Below are 16,506 nucleotides of genomic sequence, written 5' to 3'. Positions count from 1 at the left end.
TCACCGCTCCCTGACCAGTGCCGCGTACGCGCCGCCGCGTGCCACCAGCTCCTCGTGCCGCCCGCGCTCCACGATCGTGCCGTGCTCCAGGACCACGATCTCGTCGCTGTCGCGCACGGTGCTGAGCCGGTGGGCGATCACCACACACGCGCAGCCGCGCCGGCGCAGGTTGTCCATGACCACCTGCTCGGTCTCCGCGTCCAGCGCGCTGGTCACCTCGTCGAGGACGAGAATGCTGGGCCTGCGCACCAACGCCCGTGCGATCTCCAGGCGTTGACGCTGGCCGCCGGAGAAGTTGCGGCCGTCCTGCTCGACCCGGCTGCGGATGCCGCCGGGCCTGCGCATCACCACGTCGTACAGGGCCGCGTCCCGCAGCGCCTCCACCACGGCGTCGTCGGGGATGGACGGATCCCACAGCGCCACGTTGTCGCGGACCGTGCCTTCGAAGAGGAAGACGTCCTGGTCGACGAAGGAGACGGAGGCCGCGAGCGCCCCGCGCGGGATGTCGTCCAACCGCTGCCCGTCGATACGGATCACACCCTCCCAGGGCGTGTACAGGCCCGAGATCAGCCGGGAGACCGTGGACTTGCCGCTGCCCGAGCCGCCGACCAGCGCGACCTGCTGCCCCGGGCCGACGGTCAGGTCGAACCCGCTGAGCAGCGGCTTGTCCAGCGGGCTGTAGCCGAACTCGATGTTCTCCAGCTCCACGTGCCCGTGCAGCCGCCGAGTGGAGTCGGCGCCACCTGAGCGGCCGTAGAGGGGGTCCGCCTGGAAGTTCTCCACGTCCTTCAGCCGCGCCACGTCCGCCGCGAAGTCCTGGATGCGGCCCGCGACACCGTTCAGCCGCGTCAGGGGAGCGGTGAAACGGGTGACCAGGGCCTGGAAGGCGACCAGCAGACCCACCGAGATGTGGCCCTCGATCGCCCGCATCCCGCCGATCCACAGGATCAGCGCGCTGTTCAGCGCCGCGAGCGTCGGCGCGACCACGCCCAGCCACGCGCTCGGCACCCCCAGCCGCTGCTGCTCCTCCAGAGTGGTGGCGTGCTGCCCGGCCCACTTGCGGAAGTAGCCGTCCTCCCCGCCGGTCGCCTTCATCGTCTCGATCAACTGCAGACCGGTGTAGGCCGTGTTGGTGAGCCGTGCGCTGTCGGCGCGCAGCTTCGCCGTGCGGGTCGCGCGCAGCCGGATGACGACCCGCATGGCGACGATGTTGAGCAGGGCCACACCGATGCCGACGTACGTCAGCTGCGGGTCGTAGGTGTAGAGGAGCACCGCGTACAGCACGACGACCACCGCGTCCACGCCCGCCGCCGCCAGGTCGCGGGCCAGGGTCTCGGCGACGGCGTCGTTGGACTGCAGGCGCTGCACCAGGTCGGCCGGGCTGCGCTGGGAGAAGAAGGTGACCGGCAGCCGCAGCAGATGGCGCAGGAAGCGGGCGCTGGAGAGGGTGGAGGAGATGATGCGGCCGTGGTGCAGGTTGGCCTGCTGGAGCCAGGTCAGCACGAGCGTGAGCAGCACGCACGCCCCCATGGACGTGAAGAGCACGCCCAGCAGGGAGGTCTGACCTCCGATCAGGAACATGTCGATATAGGTACGGCTCAGCGCCGGTACCGCCGCGCCGACCAGCACCAGCAGCAGGCTCGCCAGCACGGCGGCGGGCATGGTGCCGGCCGTGCCGCGCAGCCGGGCCGGCATCGCGCCCAGGACGCCCGGCTTGCGCCCGCCCTTGGTGAATCCGTCGCCGGGCTCCAGGACCAGCACGACACCGGTGAAGCTGCCGTCGAAGTCCTCCATCGGCACGAAGCGGCGGCCCTTGCCGGGGTCGTTGACGTACACCCCGCGGCGGCCGAAGCGGCGCCCCATGCCGTCGTAGACGACGTAGTGGTTGAACTCCCAGAAGAGGATCGCGGGCGCCTTCACCTCGGCGAGGGCGGCCAGGTCCATCTGCATGCCCTTGGCCGTCAGGCCGTAACTGCGGGCGGCCTTCAGCAGGTTGCTGGCGCGCGAACCGTCACGGGAGACACCGCAGGCGATGCGCAGCTCCTCCAGCGGAACGTGCCGGCCGTAGTGGCCGAGCACCATCGCGAGGGAGGCCGCGCCGCACTCCACGGCCTCCATCTGGAGCACGGTGGGTGTACGGACGGTCTTGCCGCGGCCCTTGGGGACGGTGCGTTTGGGCGGGGCGGCGCGGCGCCTGCTCCGGGTCTCCTGAGCGGTGGTCACGGAAGCAGCCAATCGACGGGACGCTCGTCGGCCAGCCGGATCGAACCCGTGGCCATGGTCATGGAAGTGAGGGTGTAGGGAGGTCCGTCCGCGGACGACCACTTGTAACCGCTCTTCGTCGACGTGGACTTGTCGAGGCGCACCAGGACGGCCACCGGGCGGCCCTTCTTGGTGAACTGCTCGCCCAGCTGGCTGTCGCCGAGGAACGCGGAGATCTGCTGCGCCGACTGGGCCGCGCGGTCCACCGACTTCACATGGCCGCGCAGGACGCCGTACTGCTGGGTCGGCACGGTCTGGACGGTCAGGTCGACTGCGGCGTCGCCGGGGATGGAGGAGGCGTTCTCGGCGGGGACGTACACCGTCGCGTAGAGCGGATCGTCGGCGTGCGCCACCTTCTCCACGGCGGCGACGTTCGCGCCGGTCTGGATGATCTGGCCGATCGTGGCGGCCAGCGCGGTGATCCGTCCGGCGGCGACCGTGCGGACCACGGTGTCGCCCTCGCTCGTACGCACCTTCAGGACGGGGGCGTTCGCCGGGAGCCGTTGGCCCTCCTTGGCGAGGATCGCCGTGACCTGGCCCGCGGCGGGGCTCTGCAGGATGTAGCTGCCCTCTCCGTGGGTGAGGACGGCGGGTGCGCTCACGGTGGAGGCGACCGAGCCGGTCACCGCCCACACGGACGCGGCCGCGAGAGCGATCAGCGTCACCGACAGCACCAGCCAGCCCTGCGGGCGGGCGAAGCGCACCGGGAGATCGAGTTCCTCCGGTGACTGGAGCTTGGCGAGGGCCTGTTGGCGGAACTGCACGGGACTTTCCCTCACCTGCGACGTAAGACACGCACCGCGTGTCGGCTACTTCAGGGACACGCACGCGTGTCGGTTGCTTCAGATGCTTCAGAGGACACGCACGCGTGTCGGTTGCTGCAAGGGGACAGGCACGCGTGTCGGCTGCTCTACGACGAGCGAGAGTCCCGGAGCCGGCAAGGCTCCGGGACTCAGCAGCACGAAGGCGCGATCAGAGACCGGCGACCAGGCTCGTGACCGGCGCGGTGTTCAGGCCGGTGGCACCCTCAACGGTGCCGACGGCCGTGTCGACCAGGCCGGAGACCGGGGCGACGCCGTCCACCAGGCCGGTGACGGTGCCGAGGGCGTTCACGGCCAGACCGCCGGAAACGGTGTCGAGGTCGGCGTCGGAGATCTCGACGGTCTCAACCTGGGGGGTGGAGTTCATGGTGGAACTTCCCTTCATATGGATATCTCATAAGGGGGGAGCGGCCCCCTCTGGGGACAGATGACGGCCGCGACCGCAGGTGGCCCAGGACCCCGTTTTCCAGGAGCCGTCGGCGTCCCTGCGATGCGATGGATCAAAGCAGGTTTGCGGCCGACGCATCCAATCAACCAGCGGCCTCACCTGCGCACTTGCGCCGTAGCGGTGCCGATCCGTGCACAGATGTGCACGGCGTGCTGGCGACTTCTTCACATGCGGCACCGTGGCGGCGTGCGGGAGTGTGCGGGGGAGTGACGGCGAATCAGACACTCCCGCCCCAAAGACGTGGCCGGCGCCGCGGAGTTGTGCAGATCCGCCGACGCCGGTGACCTCAATGAGCATTCGATGTGCAGATTCCCTGAAGCCAGGATTCCGCTTCGAGTTCCCAACCGATCGTTGCCGGTCAGTAGCGGAACGTGTTACTCCGGTGGGTCCGTGGATCTCAGCCCAGCAGCGCGTAGACCGTGCTCGCCCGGGCGGCCAGTTCGCCCGACCTCTCGTCGGTCATCGTGATGTCGGCGAACGCCATACGGCGGCCCACCTTGGTCAGCACCGATTCGATCAAGACATCCGAACCGGTCACCGGTCGCTGGAAGGACGTGGACTGCTGAACCGTCGTCATCGGTCCGTAGGCACCCCGGGCCGCCGAGACGGCGATCACCGTCGCGGTGTCGGCGGCGGCCATCAGCGCCTGCCCCGAGAGCGCGCCACCCTCCCGGGCCAACGCTTCTGACCAGGGCAGGCGCAGGACAGCGCGGTTGTCTCCGAGCGCCTCGACCGACAGGCCGAGGGCGAGGACCCAAGGGGCGAAGTTGTCGGTGAGGATCTTGTCGGCTTCGGCGGTGGTCATCGTCATATGGGGGATTGTTCCCGCCGCCGGCCCGTCATGCGCGTGCCATGGCCGATTCCGTGTTTCGCAAAAGCAGTTGGCAAACAGCTTTGAACACACCGAGCGCCCCCTGCGTACCTACAGCCATCCAGGCGCCGCTGTACGAGCTGCCGATCGGCAGCACTGACCCCGTCCCCCCAGGAGGTCGAGAAGTTTGAGTCACAAGCGAATTCCGAAGCGCAAGGCCGCGATTGCGGTGGGTGGCGTGGCAGCGCTCGGAGCGGCGGCACTGCTGCTCCCGAACGCCAACGCGTCCCAGGACGGCGCTACGGACGCGGCCGCGCCCAAGACCCTCAAGTCCGCGGACGCCTCAGACCTCGCCTCGCAGCTCGCGAACCTGCTCGGCGACGAGTTCGCCGGGTCGTACTACGACGCCGACAAGCAGCAGCTCGTCGTCAACGTGGTGAACGGCGGCGACAACAACGTGATCGTCCAGGCGAAGAAGGCGGGCGCGGAAGTCCGCCAGGTGGAGAACAGCCTTGCCGAGCTCGACGCCGGTGCGAAGACGCTGAAGGCGAAGGCGACCATCCCGGGCACCTCGTGGGCCGTCGACCCCAGAAGCAACAAGATCCTCGTCACCGCCGACAGCACGGTCACCGGCGGCAAGTGGGACCGGCTGGAGTCCACGGTGCAGGGCCTCGGCTCGAACATGGCGACCATCAAGAAGTCGGCCGGCACGTTCAAGACCTTCGCTTCGGGCGGTGACGCCATCTTCGCCGGTGGCTCGCGCTGCTCGCTCGGCTTCAACGTCACCGCGGGCGACGGCTCCCCGGCCTTCCTGACGGCGGGTCACTGCGGGGTCGCGGCCGAACAGTGGTCCGACTCGGAGGACGGTCAGCCGATCGCCACGGTCGACCAGGCCACCTTCCCGGGTGACGGTGACTTCGCGCTCGTGAAGTACGACGACCCGAACACGCAGGCACCGAGCGAGGTCAACCTCGGCGACCAGACCGTCCAGATCACCCAGGCGCAGGACGCGACCGTCGGTGCGCAGGTCTTCCGGATGGGCAGCACGACGGGTCTGGCCGACGGCCAGGTTCTCGGGCTGGACGCCACGGTGAACTACCCCGAGGGCACGGTCACCGGCCTCATCCAGACCAACGTCTGCGCCGAGCCCGGCGACAGCGGCGGCTCGCTGTTCACCCAGGACGGCAGCGCGATAGGCCTCACCTCGGGCGGCAGCGGTGACTGCACCGCCGGCGGCGAGACCTTCTTCCAGCCGGTCACCACCGCCCTCGAGGCGGTCGGCGCGACCCTCGGCGACGGCGGCGCGGGTGCCGGCGGAGCCGGTGACCAGGGCGCCGGTGGCCAGGAGGCCGGTGGCCAGGGCGCCGGTCAGGAGGCCGGTGGTCAGGGCGCCGGTCAGGAGGCCGGTGGTCAGGGCGCCGGTCAGGAGGCCGGTGGTCAGAACGCCGGTGGCCAGGAGGTCGGTGGTGAAGGCGCCGGTCAGGAAGTCGGCGGCCAGGAAGTAGGCGGTGAAGGTGCCGGTCAGGAAGTCGGCGGCGAGGACGCCGGCCAGGGCGTCGGCGGCGACGGCGCCGGTGCCGGCCAAGCCGGCAGCAGCCAGGACAACGGCCTGAACGAGAACCGCTGATCCGGCCTCACCAGCGGTCCCGGCCGGCAGTGGAACGGTCCGGCCCTCGCCCCCCAGGGGCCGGACCACCCCCCCACCCACTCGCTGAGCCCCCGCCGACCGACCGCCGCCCACACTCCCGTGGGCGGCGGTCGGCGTTTGAGGTCACGACGACGGCGACTGTGCGGCCAGCAGACGAGAGTCTCAGCGGGCCGCCCGACTCACCGGCTCCGGCAACCGCCCCCTCGCCCCTCCTCCTCCCGCGCCCGCAACAGCAACACCGCTACGTCGTCCGGGCGTTCCTCCGCGCAGGCGTGGCGGTGCATGAGGGCGTCGGCCAGTGCGTCGAGGGGGCGGGCCGCCGGCCCGCCCGCCGTGCACGGCGAGCGGCGCCACCTTCTACCCCCTCGCCGACCGGCCATGCCCCCGCAATCGAAGCGCGCGGCAGTGAACGGGCGCCGCACATGCGCCCCCGCGCACCCTGATGGCCGGTTCTTCGCGCCCACGAACGGTCGCGGGCGTCAACAATGGGCACGCGCTCCACACGATGGAGACAAGAGGCGTACGGCGAGCTGAAGGGGTGGCAGTGATCCGGGTACTTCTGGTGCACGACGCGTGTCTGGTGCGATCGGTCCTGGCGGAGTGGCTGGGCCGCGAACCGGACCTGCGGGTCCACGACACCTTTTGGCCCGGCGCGCCGGGCCTGGTGCGGTCCGTACGACCCGATGTGTGCGCCGCGGACCTCGAGTGCTCGGACTCCTACGGCATCCCGCCGCTCGGCGAACTGTCCCGGCCGGGCCCGGACCAGGCGCCGCCGCGGCTGCTGGTGCTTGCCGCCGCGAACAGACCGGGGTTGCTGAAGCGTGCCGTCGAGGCGGGGGCGCTCGGCTACGTCGACAAGGAGGGCTCGCCGGATCGCCTGGTGCGCGGGATCCGCCGGGTCGCCGAGGGGAAACGTTTCGTCGACGATTCGCTGGGCCTTGGTTTCCTCAAGGCCGCGGAGATGCCGCTGACCCGGCGCGAGTTAAGTGTCTTAACCCTGGCCGCAGAGGGAGCGTCCGTCGCGGAGATCGCCGGGAGTCTGCACCTCTCCCACGGCACCGTGCGGAACTACATCGCGGCCATCACCCGCAAGACCGGCGCCCGCAACCGCATCGACGCGATCCGTATCTCACAGGGGGAGGGCTGGTTGTGACGGCCGGCCGCCGACGAGCTCGCGGTACGGTGCCGAGTCGCGCATGAGCTCGTCGTGGGTGCCGTACGCCGTGCGCGGGCCGTCCATCAGCAGGACCCGGTCCGCGCGTCGCGCCGAACTGATCCGGTGCGCGACGACGACCAGCGTGCCGCCGGGCCGCTCCACGAAGGCCCGTTCCGCGCGTTCCTCCGCCCGCGCGTCCAGGTGACAGGTCGCCTCGTCCAGCAACGCGAGGGGGGCGTACGACAGGTAGGCCCGGGTCAGCGCGACGAGCTGCCGCTCGCCTGCGGAGAGCCTCCCGGGGTCCACCTCGCCGTCGAGCCCGCCCAGCCGTTCCAGCAGCGGGGTCAGCCCGACCGCCTCGGCCGCGGCGAGCAGCTCCGCCTCCGGCACGGGGTCGGGGCGGAGGTAGGCGAGGTTCTCTGCGAGGGTGCCGGTGTGGACGTAGGCCTCCTGCGGAATCAACACCCGCCGCACCGAGGCCTCGCCCCCCGGCACCGGCCACCCGCACACCCGTATCGTTCCGCACCGCGGCGCCAGCAGCCCCGCCACCAGGGCGGTCAGCGTGGACTTCCCGATCCCGCTCGGGCCGACGACAGCGAGGTGGGCTCCGGCGGGGAGCGCGAGATCGAGACCGTCGATGACGGGGGCGCTGTGGGGGCCGTAGGCGAAGGTGAGGGAGGAGAGGGAGAGGGCGGGTGCGGGGGTGCGGGTGGAGGCGGGGGCGATGCCGGAGGGGGCGCCGGGGACTGAGGCCGGTTCGTTGGCGTCGGCCTGCTTGGCCCGCCGGCCGCGCCCGGTCTGTTCGGTTTCTCGGGCCTGGTCAGCCCGGCCGGTTGGCCCGGCCCGCTCGGCCCGCTGGCTCCGCTCGGCCCCCTCAGCCCCGTAGGACTGATCCGCCCCCTCCGTTGTAAGCCGTCGCAGCACCACCGTCAGGCGGGAGCCGCTGGTGCCGAGGCCGTGGATGAGGTGGGTCAGGGCGGGGAGGAGCGACTGGGTGACGTAGGCGAGGGCGCCGAGGAGCGCGCCGGGGGTGACGTCGTGGCGGAGGAGCCAGGGGGTGGTGGCGAGGAGCAGGACGATGGGGAGCTGGCCGCCGATCGCCAGGGCGGCCACGCGCAGGGTGCTCCACCGGGCGAGGGAACGCGCGGTGCGCAGCTCGGCGTCGATGCGGTCTGAGATGTCCGCGGCGACCCGTTCCTCCGCTCCGGCGGCCGTGACGTCCCGCAGCCCCGGGCAGACCGTGCCGAGATGGCCCGCGAGGGCCTCGTCGGCGACGAGGAACGCCTCCTGCCTGCGGGCCAGCGGTCGTAAGGTCGCCGCGAACAGCGCCACCCCGGCCGCGAGCGGGGGCACGACGACCAGGAGCAGCGGCGGGGCCAGGGAGAACAGGCCGACGAGCGCGCCGACCGCGGTGAACACGAAGGAGCGGGAGACCATCACCAGACCGGCGAAGGTGTCCCGCGCGATCTCCGTCTGCTGGGTGAGCCCGGACAGCGCCCGGTGGTCCCCCTCCCGCACCCCGCGCCCGACCACTCGCTCGACCAGCCGGTCCCTGAGCGGTTCGACGAGCGCCGCGACCGCCGCGTACACCCGTGCGGTGCCGTACGCGCCGAGGACGACCCCGATGCCCGCGACGCCCAGCCAGCAGAGCCCGACCTCCGGACGCCCCCGCAGAAACCCCGCGTCGAGGGCCCGGGCCGGTGCGTAGCCGATGAGGAACGTCTGGCCCGTCTCCAGCACGGACCACCCGGCGAGCCGCACGAGCACCCGCCGCCGGGCCCGCAGGAACCGCAGGCCACGCCGCTGTATCTCGCCGCGCGGACCGCGCCGCCGGACCCCGCCCGTCACGACCCCACCCCTTCCCTGGCCACCGCCCGGTGTTCCGCTTCTTTGGATCCCGGCCGGTGTTCCGCTTCTTCGGGCCCTGGCTGGTGTTCCGCCTGCGCGGGCTCTGGCTGGTGCTCCGCGCTCTCGGGTCCCTGCCGATCCTCCGGCTCCCCGAACACCGCCCGGTAGTCCCCCTCCCGCCACAGCCGCGCATGTGGCCCCACCGCGCGCACGCGTCCCCCGTCCAGCCAGGCCACCGTGTCGGCGCGGGCCGCAGTCGCCGCGCGGTGGGCGACCAGGAGACGGGTGGTGCTTGTGCCGCCGCTCAGCAGGGCGTCGGTGATGCGCGACTCCGTCACCGTGTCGAGGCTGGAGAGGGCGTCGTCGAGGATCAGTAGGCGGCCGGCGTGGGCGAACGCGCGGGCGAGGCCGAGGCGTTGGGACTCGCCCCCGGAGCGGGGGGCGTCGGCGCAGAGGGTCGCGTAGCCGTCGGGGAGGCGGCGGACGAAGTCGTCGGCGTGGGCGGCGCGGGCCGCTTGGCGGACGCGGGCGGGGGAGGGGGACGTCAGGGCGAGCCCGATCGCGTCCTCGACGGTGCCGCCGAGCAGGGCGGGGCGTTCGAAGGCATAGGCGATCGCGCGGCGCAGGTCGTCGTGGGGGAGGTGACGTAGCGGCACTCCGTCGAGCAGGACCTCCCCGTCGTCCGGGTCGGCGAGCCGCCCCGCCAGCGCGGCGAGGAGGGACTTGCCGGTGCCGGAACGGCCGACCACGGCGAGCGTCGTGCCGCCGGGGACGACCAGGTCGACCCCGTCCAGCACGGTGCGGCCACCGCGCCGGACGGTCACCCCGCGCAGCTCCAGTCGGCCGGGCCCGTCGGGCAGCGGTCGCGTCCCGTGGGCGGGGGCCGGCTCAGCCAGGACCTCGGCCAGGCGCCCGGTCGCGGCTCGGGCCCGCGCCAGGCTCGCCACCTGCCCGACCAGCACGCCGACCCCGGTCGCGAGGACGGCGTACCGGGAGGCCGCGAGGACCTCGCCGACCGTCAGCCGGTGCCGGCTGAGCAGCACCCCGGCCACGGCGACCACCCCGAGTTGGAGCAGCGGCGCCACGGCGACGGCGCGGGCGGCGGCCCGCCCCTGCACCCGCCACATGAGGTGGCCCGCGCGGGACAGCTCGGGCAGCGGTCGCAGGATCCGCGCCGTCTCCTTCGCGGCCGTACCCGCCGCCCGGATGGTGCGGCGTCCGCCGACGGCCTCCGTGAGCGCGGACGCGATCCGCCCCTGCGCCTGCTGGTAGCGCGCCGCGCACGACGAGGTGTCCCGGGCGACGGAGCGCAGCAGCAGGAACAGCACGGGCGCTCCGGCGAGGAACACGGCGGCGAGCCACGGGTCGATCACGGCGAGCGCGACGACACCGCCGAGCGGACCTGCCGTCGCGGCGAGCGTCGCGGCCCGCGCGGCGGGTGCCGTGCCCGCCTGCGCGGCGTTGCCTACGAGCCGGGCGACGAGGTCACCGGAGCCGAAGCGGTCCGCGGCCCGCGGGCCGACCGCCAGCACGTGCCCGGCGAGCCGCCGGCGCAGCCAGGCCGTCGTGCGCGCGTCGACGGTGCCGGTGAGGACGGTCCCGGCCGCGTCGAGCAGTGCGAGCAGCAGGACCAGGGCGGCGCAGTACAGCACCCACCTGGTCGCCGGGGCGTGCGCCAGCAGGAGATCGAGGGCCCGGCCCAGAGCGGCCGGCAATGCCAGGCCCGCACCGGTCGCGGCCGTGCTCAGCAGACACAGCGCGAGGCAGCGCCGACCACTGTGCCGCCCGGCGGACCGCGCCAGCGCCCGCGCGTCCTGGGTCGTGCGTGGGGCGTCCTGTTCGTCGTCGGCACGGGTCGTCATGCGGCAGCAGCCCCCGCGGGTGAGGGACGGGACCCCGGGCGGCCCTCCCTCGCGGGAGTGGGCCGCCCGGGGCCGGGACGTACGGGGTCCGTCAGAGACAGAGCAGAACGCTGGCGGCGCTGATGCAGGACAGCAGGCTGACCGTGCTCTGCCCGCCGCCGGTGTACTCGTCGGACTCCATCGTCTGCAGGTCGAGAAGTGCCATTTCGGTGTCCTTCCTAGGGTGTCCATCCGTGGGGACGGGGTGGTGTCACGACTCCGTCAGGTCGCGGAGCCGCGCTGTGTGGGCCGCCCGAGCGGCGGCAGGAACGGCAGGTGAGCGGTGGACCCCGGGTCGAGGGCCGCGCCGAGCGCGAGCAGGCACCCTGCCGTTCCGGTGCCCAGGTCCATCGACAGCCGCATCATCTGGTGTCCGGGGAAGGCCAGTTGGCCCTGGTACGCCATGGCGAACCAGCCCAGCCCGGCGATCTGCTCGGCGAGCCGGTCCACGCCGACGCCGGGCGCCGAGGTGCGGGCGAGGTGCAGGATCATTCCGGCGCGGCCCTGGAAGAGGCCGGGCTGGGCGTAGAAGCGCGAGGTGGCGGCGGTCACGACGCCGGCGCGGGCCCGCTCGAACTCCGCTACGGCGTCCGGGGCGTTGCCTGCGTTGTCGGTGTGCGCCAGGAAGTCGTCGAGCACCATGCCGAGGCCCGCACTGCCGTCGCCGAGGTACGGCAGGGTCCGCCACCCCTCGTCGACCTCCAGCGATCCGCCCTTCTGGATCACGCAGCACTCCAGGTCCCGGCGCAGCGCCCCGGCGGCCGCCTCCAGCAGCTCCGGCTCGCCGGTCCGCCCGTACTGCCGCAGCAGGAACAGCGCGGGCCCGCTCGCGCCCCGCAGCAGCCCGGCCCGCCGCCGGGGCGCGTCGGGGAGGGGCTCGGCCAGCCGTCGTACGAGGAGATCGGCGGCCTCGGCGGCTCGCTCCCGCAGCTCCGCTTCGCCGGTCGTCCCCGCGAGGTGGCCGAGGACGAGACCGAGCCCGGCCAGTCCGCCGTGCAGGTCCGAGGAGAGTTTCTGCCACTTCTCCGCGAGGATGCCGTCGACCAGGTCCAGCGCCCGCCCCCGGTGCCCGAGCCGGTCCAGGACCAGGGCCACGCCCGCCAGACCGTCGTACAGGCCGAGCGGTGTGCCCGGGGGCGGCGGCTCGGTGTGCTCCAGCAGCCAGCGCTCGCCCTCGTCGTACCGTTCGGCACCGGTCTCGGCCAGCGCGTACAGCACCCCGGCCGCACCGTGCGCCAGACCGAGCCCGCCGCCGTCGGAGAACTGGGCGATGTCGCCCGGGAAGAGCCGGTCGTCGCGCTCCGGCGTCGCCGAGGCGAGGATCGCCTTCACCATCGAGTCGCGGCTGTAGGGCCAGTCACCGGGAGACACGAGAGACGCACCGACGAGCCGCGCCGCCCTCGCGAAGGCGCCCGACCGACCCGTGTGCCGGGCCTCCTGCGCGCCCGACCGGCCCGTGTGCCGGGCCTCACCCGCGTCCGCCCGTTGCGCCCCCGGCGTCCGCGTGATCTCCGCGACCGCCTCCTCCAGGAACCCCTGCGGCACGTCCGGGAACTGCTCCGCGACGACCTGCGCCAGGTGCGCCGCCTTCTCCCGGTCGACCACGAACAACGTGGTGACCGGCAGGAAGAGGGCCAGTCGCAGACAGGCGAGGGCGTAGCGGTCGACGTCGACGCCTCTGCGGTCGGGCGGCGCGAAGAAGCCGGGGTGGGCGACCACTTGGCGGCCCTGTTCGGCGACGGGTGCCGCCGCCTCGAAGTCGATCAGTCGGACGGACTCCCCGTCGGGCGCGACCATGATGTTGAAGACGTGCAGGTCGTTGAAGACGATCCCGCGTGCGTGCAGCGCCTCGACCGCCTCCTCGACCGCCCGGTGGATGCGCAGCGCCCACGCCGTGTAGGAGGCGATGTCCTCGGGATCCGGGTCCGGCGTCAGCAGCGGGTGGCGTTCGGCGAAGAAGGAGTTCAGGGGGCGGCCCTCGACGAAGTCCATGACCAGGAAGCGGTGGCCGCCGAGCTCGAACCAGTCGCGTACCTCGGGCACCACCCCGGTCCCCGCCGCCCGCTCCAGCGCCGCCTTCTCCCGCTCCAGCCTGGCGATCGCGTCCGCCCCGTCCGCGGCGAGGCCCGCGTGCGGCCTCCCCTCCTTCAGGACGACCTTGCGCCCGTCCCGGGTGTCGGTGCCCGCGTATACCCCGCCGCCGTTGGAGAAGTGCAGCGCCTTCTCGATGCGGTACGGCAGCTCGCCCACCGTCGTGGTGTTGCGCGCCGCGAGATGCGGTTCGAGGAACGCCGGCAGCGTCACCCACTCCGGCACCTGGAACGACGGCGCCCGCCGGTCCGGCACCAGCCGGTCCGCGCCGTCCCGCACCGCCGGCACGAGCGAGCCCCGCTCGTCGACGACGAACATGCGCGCGAACGCGCCGTAGCGGACGTAGAGCGGTCCGTCGTACCAGCGCAGGTCGGTGAGGATGTACGGGCCCTCGTAGCCCTTGAGCAGATCGCCCAGCTCGCACAGGACGGTGTGCAGCTGCTCCTCGTCGGCCGGGTAGACGGTGACGAACTTGCCGCTGCCGTCGCGGGCCGCGTACTTGGTGTTGCGCAGGTGGAGCAGGTGCGGACCGGGGACGAACTTGAACGGGATCCGCCGGGGCACGCAGTAGTCCCACACGATCGCCGCGATCTCGTCCGCGTTCGCCCGGGTGGCCGAGGCGTGGATCTTCCAGCCCTGGGCCGGTCCGGCGAGCGGTTCGCCGTCGGGGCCGTTCGGGGTCAGCGTCAGCCAGTCGCCGATGCGTGCCGCGGCCCAGTCGTCGGGGACGGCGCGCCGTGCCGTCTCGAACAGGGGCGCGGCCTGCGGCCCGCCCGCCGACAGGCGGTCCGGCGTGTCGTAGAAGTGCCCGTCCGCCAGCGCGTACACCTCGTACCGCTTGTCCATGCCTCCCCCTCCGTGACCCGGCACCGAGACTTCCAGCCGGTCGGGGGGCGCGGACAGTAACCGCTGTCACGAGATCACCGTGCGGTACGCACGTGTAAAGACATGTTCGGTCTCTTTCGAGTGGACGGGTCCCGTGTGTTCATCGAACGGTCACAGGGGCTGCGCACAAGTCACATAAGCGCTGTAATGACGGACGTGGTCAGTGAGGGCGCCGGCGTACGCAGGACGAGAGCGTTGCGTGCCGAGGTTGCCCTCAAGACGCTCACGACTGCCCCCGACTCACCCGACCGGGTGCGCCGCACCCTCGAACAGGCACTCGTCTTCACCAGTGCGTCCCTCGCCGCCCTCTACGCGCCGGGCACGGAGGGCGGCCTGCTGTGCCTGGTCGAGTCGGTCGGTGTACCGAGGACGCTGTACGGACTGCGCGAGAGCTACCCGCTCGCCGGACGCTCCCCGGCCGCCGACGCCCACCGCACCGCGGAGCCGGTCTGGCTCGGCCCCGCGGAGCTCGCCGGGTACGCCGAGTCGCGACGGATGGCGTCCCAGGACGTCCACCTGGCGGCCCTGCCCGTTCGGGACGACGAGAACGGCGGCTGCTGTCTGCTCGTCGTGACCGAGAGCCCCGACGGCTTCGACCCCGAGGACCGCGCGTGCCTGGCGCTCGTCGCCGGGGCCGCCGCCTGCGCCGCCCCGTCCCGGCCCGCCGCCGGCGGCGGCGAGGAACTCGCGGGGGGTGCCTTCAGCCTCGCCATGGACACCGGCCGCGTCGAGGTCGGCGACGACATCCTGGAGCTGTTCGGCCTCACCCACGAGGAGTTCGACGGCAAAGTCGAGACCCTGCTCGGCCTCACCGTCCCGGAGGACCTGCCCTCGCTGATGTCCGTGGTCGAGGCCGACCACATGTCCATCGGCGACCGCGAACTGGAGTTCCGCGTCCTGCAGCCCAGCGGACCGCCCAGGTGGCTGCGGCTGCGCGGCCGGCTGCTGCCCGGCGGAGACGGCCGCCCGGCCCGGCTCGCGGGCACCGTCGCCGACGTCTCCACCCTGCGTTCCGACGTCACCGACGTGGCCCGCGTCCAGCGCCTGGCCGCCGCCCTCGCGACCGCAGGCACGGTCCGCGACGTCAGCCAGGCCGTGGTCACCGCCCTGCGCAAGCCGCTGCGGGCCGACCGGATCGCCCTCGCCGAACTCGAGAACGACCGGCTCGTCGTCATCGTCCTCGACCCGCCCGAACCGGAGGCCTGGCCCGAGCTGTGGCGGCTGGAGTGGCGCTCCGAATGGCCCGACGCGCCCGTCCGTACCATGCCCACTCTCGCCGCCGCCCTGCGCGAGGGCCGCGCCCGGATCTGGCCCGCCGGCACCGCCCTGGAACCCGCCCTCGCCGACGTCGGCCCCGGCGGCCTCGCCGTGCTGCCGTTGCCCGCCGCGGGCCGCATGGCCGGCGCCTGTCTGATCGGCTGGGACGCCCCGCACGACTTCGGCCCCGACGAACGCGCCCTGCTCACCGCCTCCGCGGGCCTCGCCGGACAGGCCCTCCTGCGCGCCCACGCCTTCGACGCCGAGCACGAACTGGTCGGCATGCTCCAGCGCCAGCTCCTCCCGCGCCGCCTGCCGAATCTGCCCGGCGCGGTCGCCGTCGCCCGCTACCTGCCCACCACCGCTGGCCTGGAGGTCGGGGGCGACTGGTACGACGTGATCCCGCTGTCCGACCACCACGTCGCCCTCGTCATCGGCGACGTCCAGGGCCACAGCGCGGCCGCCGCCACCCTCATGGGCCAGATGCGCACCGCCCTGCGCGCTTACGCAGCCGAGGGGCATCCCCCGGACGTGGTGGTCTCCCACTCCAACCGGCTCCTCATGGAGCTGGAGACCGACCTCTTTGTGACCTGCTGCTACGTCGACGTCGACCTGGAGGAGGGCACCGCCTGGTGCGTGCGCGCCGGACACCTGCCGCCGGTGCTGCGTCACTCCGACGGCAGCACGGAGATCGCGGAGGCGGACGGCGGCCCGCCGCTCGGCGTACTGGCGCAGGCCGACTTCCCCCTCAGCCCCCTCTCCCTGCGCCCGGGCACGGTGCTCGCCCTCACCACCGATGGTCTTGTCGAGACCCCCGGCTCCGACATCGACACGGGCATGGAGCGGCTCGCCGACCAACTGGCCGCCGCCGACCCCGCCCACCTCGGCCTCGTCGCCGACGCCCTCCTCGGCAACGCTCAGCGCACCGACGACATCGCCCTGCTCCTCATGCGCTACGACGGCATGGCCGTACGCCCCCGGCGCGAGACCTGGACGGTGTGGCGTGTCCCCGAGGCGGTGCGGCACGCCCGCCGCTACACCCGCCGTACCCTGCGCGGCTGGGGCGTGCCCGGCGACGACATCGACACCGCCCTGCTCGTCGTCTCCGAGCTCGTCACCAACGCCCTCGTCCACACCGACGGCCGGGTCCGTCTCGACCTCACCCTGCACCACCACCGGCTGCGCGTCGCCGTCACCGACGCCTCGCCCCGCAGCCCCGTCAAGCCGCCCGACATCGGCTGGGAGGCCACGGGCGGCCGCGGCATCCTCCTCGTCGAGGCCGTGTCGGACACCTCGGGAACCGTGCCGGTCAGCGGCGGCAAACAGGTGTGGTGCGAGCTCGTGCTGGAACGTTCCGGCGACTGAGCCGGGCTGACGT

General features: G+C 72.9%; 11 protein-coding genes. 3 read left to right on the top strand and 8 right to left on the bottom strand.

The window, feature by feature from the left end; all coding sequences use genetic code 11:
- From AC067M_RS08255 to AC067M_RS08240, 4 genes are all read right to left on the bottom strand, one after another.
- Positions 1-2,223 (bottom strand): NHLP family bacteriocin export ABC transporter peptidase/permease/ATPase subunit, encoded by a 2,223-nt coding sequence (locus AC067M_RS08255; RefSeq protein WP_478696181.1) that lies wholly within the window; start codon positions 2,221-2,223, stop codon positions 1-3.
- Positions 2,220-3,026 carry a hypothetical protein gene (locus tag AC067M_RS08250; RefSeq protein ID WP_478696180.1) on the bottom strand — a complete coding sequence of 269 codons (807 nt, stop codon included), beginning with the start codon at positions 3,024-3,026 and terminating at the stop codon, positions 2,220-2,222. The genes AC067M_RS08255 and AC067M_RS08250 overlap by 4 nt, the downstream gene beginning before the upstream one ends.
- A 208-nt stretch (positions 3,027-3,234) precedes the next feature.
- Positions 3,235-3,450, bottom strand: a complete 216-nt coding sequence (locus AC067M_RS08245; protein WP_478696179.1) for a type A2 lantipeptide — start codon at positions 3,448-3,450, stop codon at positions 3,235-3,237.
- Between the two features lie 478 nt (positions 3,451-3,928).
- Positions 3,929-4,342, bottom strand: coding sequence for a PaaI family thioesterase (locus AC067M_RS08240; RefSeq protein WP_478696178.1), 414 nt, complete (start codon positions 4,340-4,342; stop codon positions 3,929-3,931).
- Positions 4,343-4,529: 187 nt separating this feature from the next.
- On the opposite strand from AC067M_RS08240, the gene AC067M_RS08235 reads away from it, so the two are divergent.
- Together AC067M_RS08235 and AC067M_RS08230 are read left to right on the top strand one after the other, a co-directional pair.
- Entirely contained in the window at positions 4,530-5,969 is a 1,440-nt protein-coding gene (locus AC067M_RS08235) for a S1 family peptidase (protein WP_478696177.1), read from the top strand.
- A 565-nt stretch (positions 5,970-6,534) separates the two neighbouring features.
- Complete coding sequence (locus tag AC067M_RS08230; RefSeq protein ID WP_478696176.1) at positions 6,535-7,143, top strand: LuxR C-terminal-related transcriptional regulator; 609 nt, start codon at positions 6,535-6,537, stop codon at positions 7,141-7,143.
- Here the strand turns inward: AC067M_RS08230 and AC067M_RS08225 are convergent.
- From AC067M_RS08225 to lanKC, 4 genes are all read right to left on the bottom strand, one after another.
- On the bottom strand, positions 7,120-8,583 hold the full coding sequence (locus AC067M_RS08225; RefSeq protein ID WP_478696428.1) for an ATP-binding cassette domain-containing protein: 1,464 nt from the start codon (positions 8,581-8,583) through the stop codon (positions 7,120-7,122). The genes AC067M_RS08230 and AC067M_RS08225 overlap by 24 nt on opposite strands.
- 407 nt (positions 8,584-8,990) lie before the next feature.
- Positions 8,991-10,856, bottom strand: coding sequence for an ABC transporter ATP-binding protein (locus tag AC067M_RS08220; RefSeq protein WP_478696175.1), 1,866 nt, complete (start codon positions 10,854-10,856; stop codon positions 8,991-8,993).
- A 91-nt stretch (positions 10,857-10,947) separates the two neighbouring features.
- Positions 10,948-11,061 carry a SapB/AmfS family lanthipeptide gene (locus AC067M_RS08215; protein WP_478696174.1) on the bottom strand — a complete coding sequence of 38 codons (114 nt, stop codon included), beginning with the start codon at positions 11,059-11,061 and terminating at the stop codon, positions 10,948-10,950.
- Positions 11,062-11,117: 56 nt separating this feature from the next.
- A complete protein-coding gene (lanKC, locus tag AC067M_RS08210) occupies positions 11,118-13,832 on the bottom strand; it encodes a class III lanthionine synthetase LanKC (RefSeq protein ID WP_478696173.1) in 2,715 nt (904 codons plus the stop codon).
- Positions 13,833-14,018: 186 nt separating this feature from the next.
- Between lanKC and AC067M_RS08205 the strand changes: the two genes are divergently transcribed.
- Entirely contained in the window at positions 14,019-16,493 is a 2,475-nt protein-coding gene (locus AC067M_RS08205; RefSeq protein ID WP_478696172.1) for a SpoIIE family protein phosphatase, read from the top strand.
- Positions 16,494-16,506 lie beyond the last annotated feature (13 nt).

Source organism: Streptomyces sp. NPDC043427 (genome assembly GCF_056436655.1).
The sequence above is the reverse complement of the archived record's forward strand: the minus strand, read 5'-3'. Positions and strand labels throughout refer to the sequence as shown.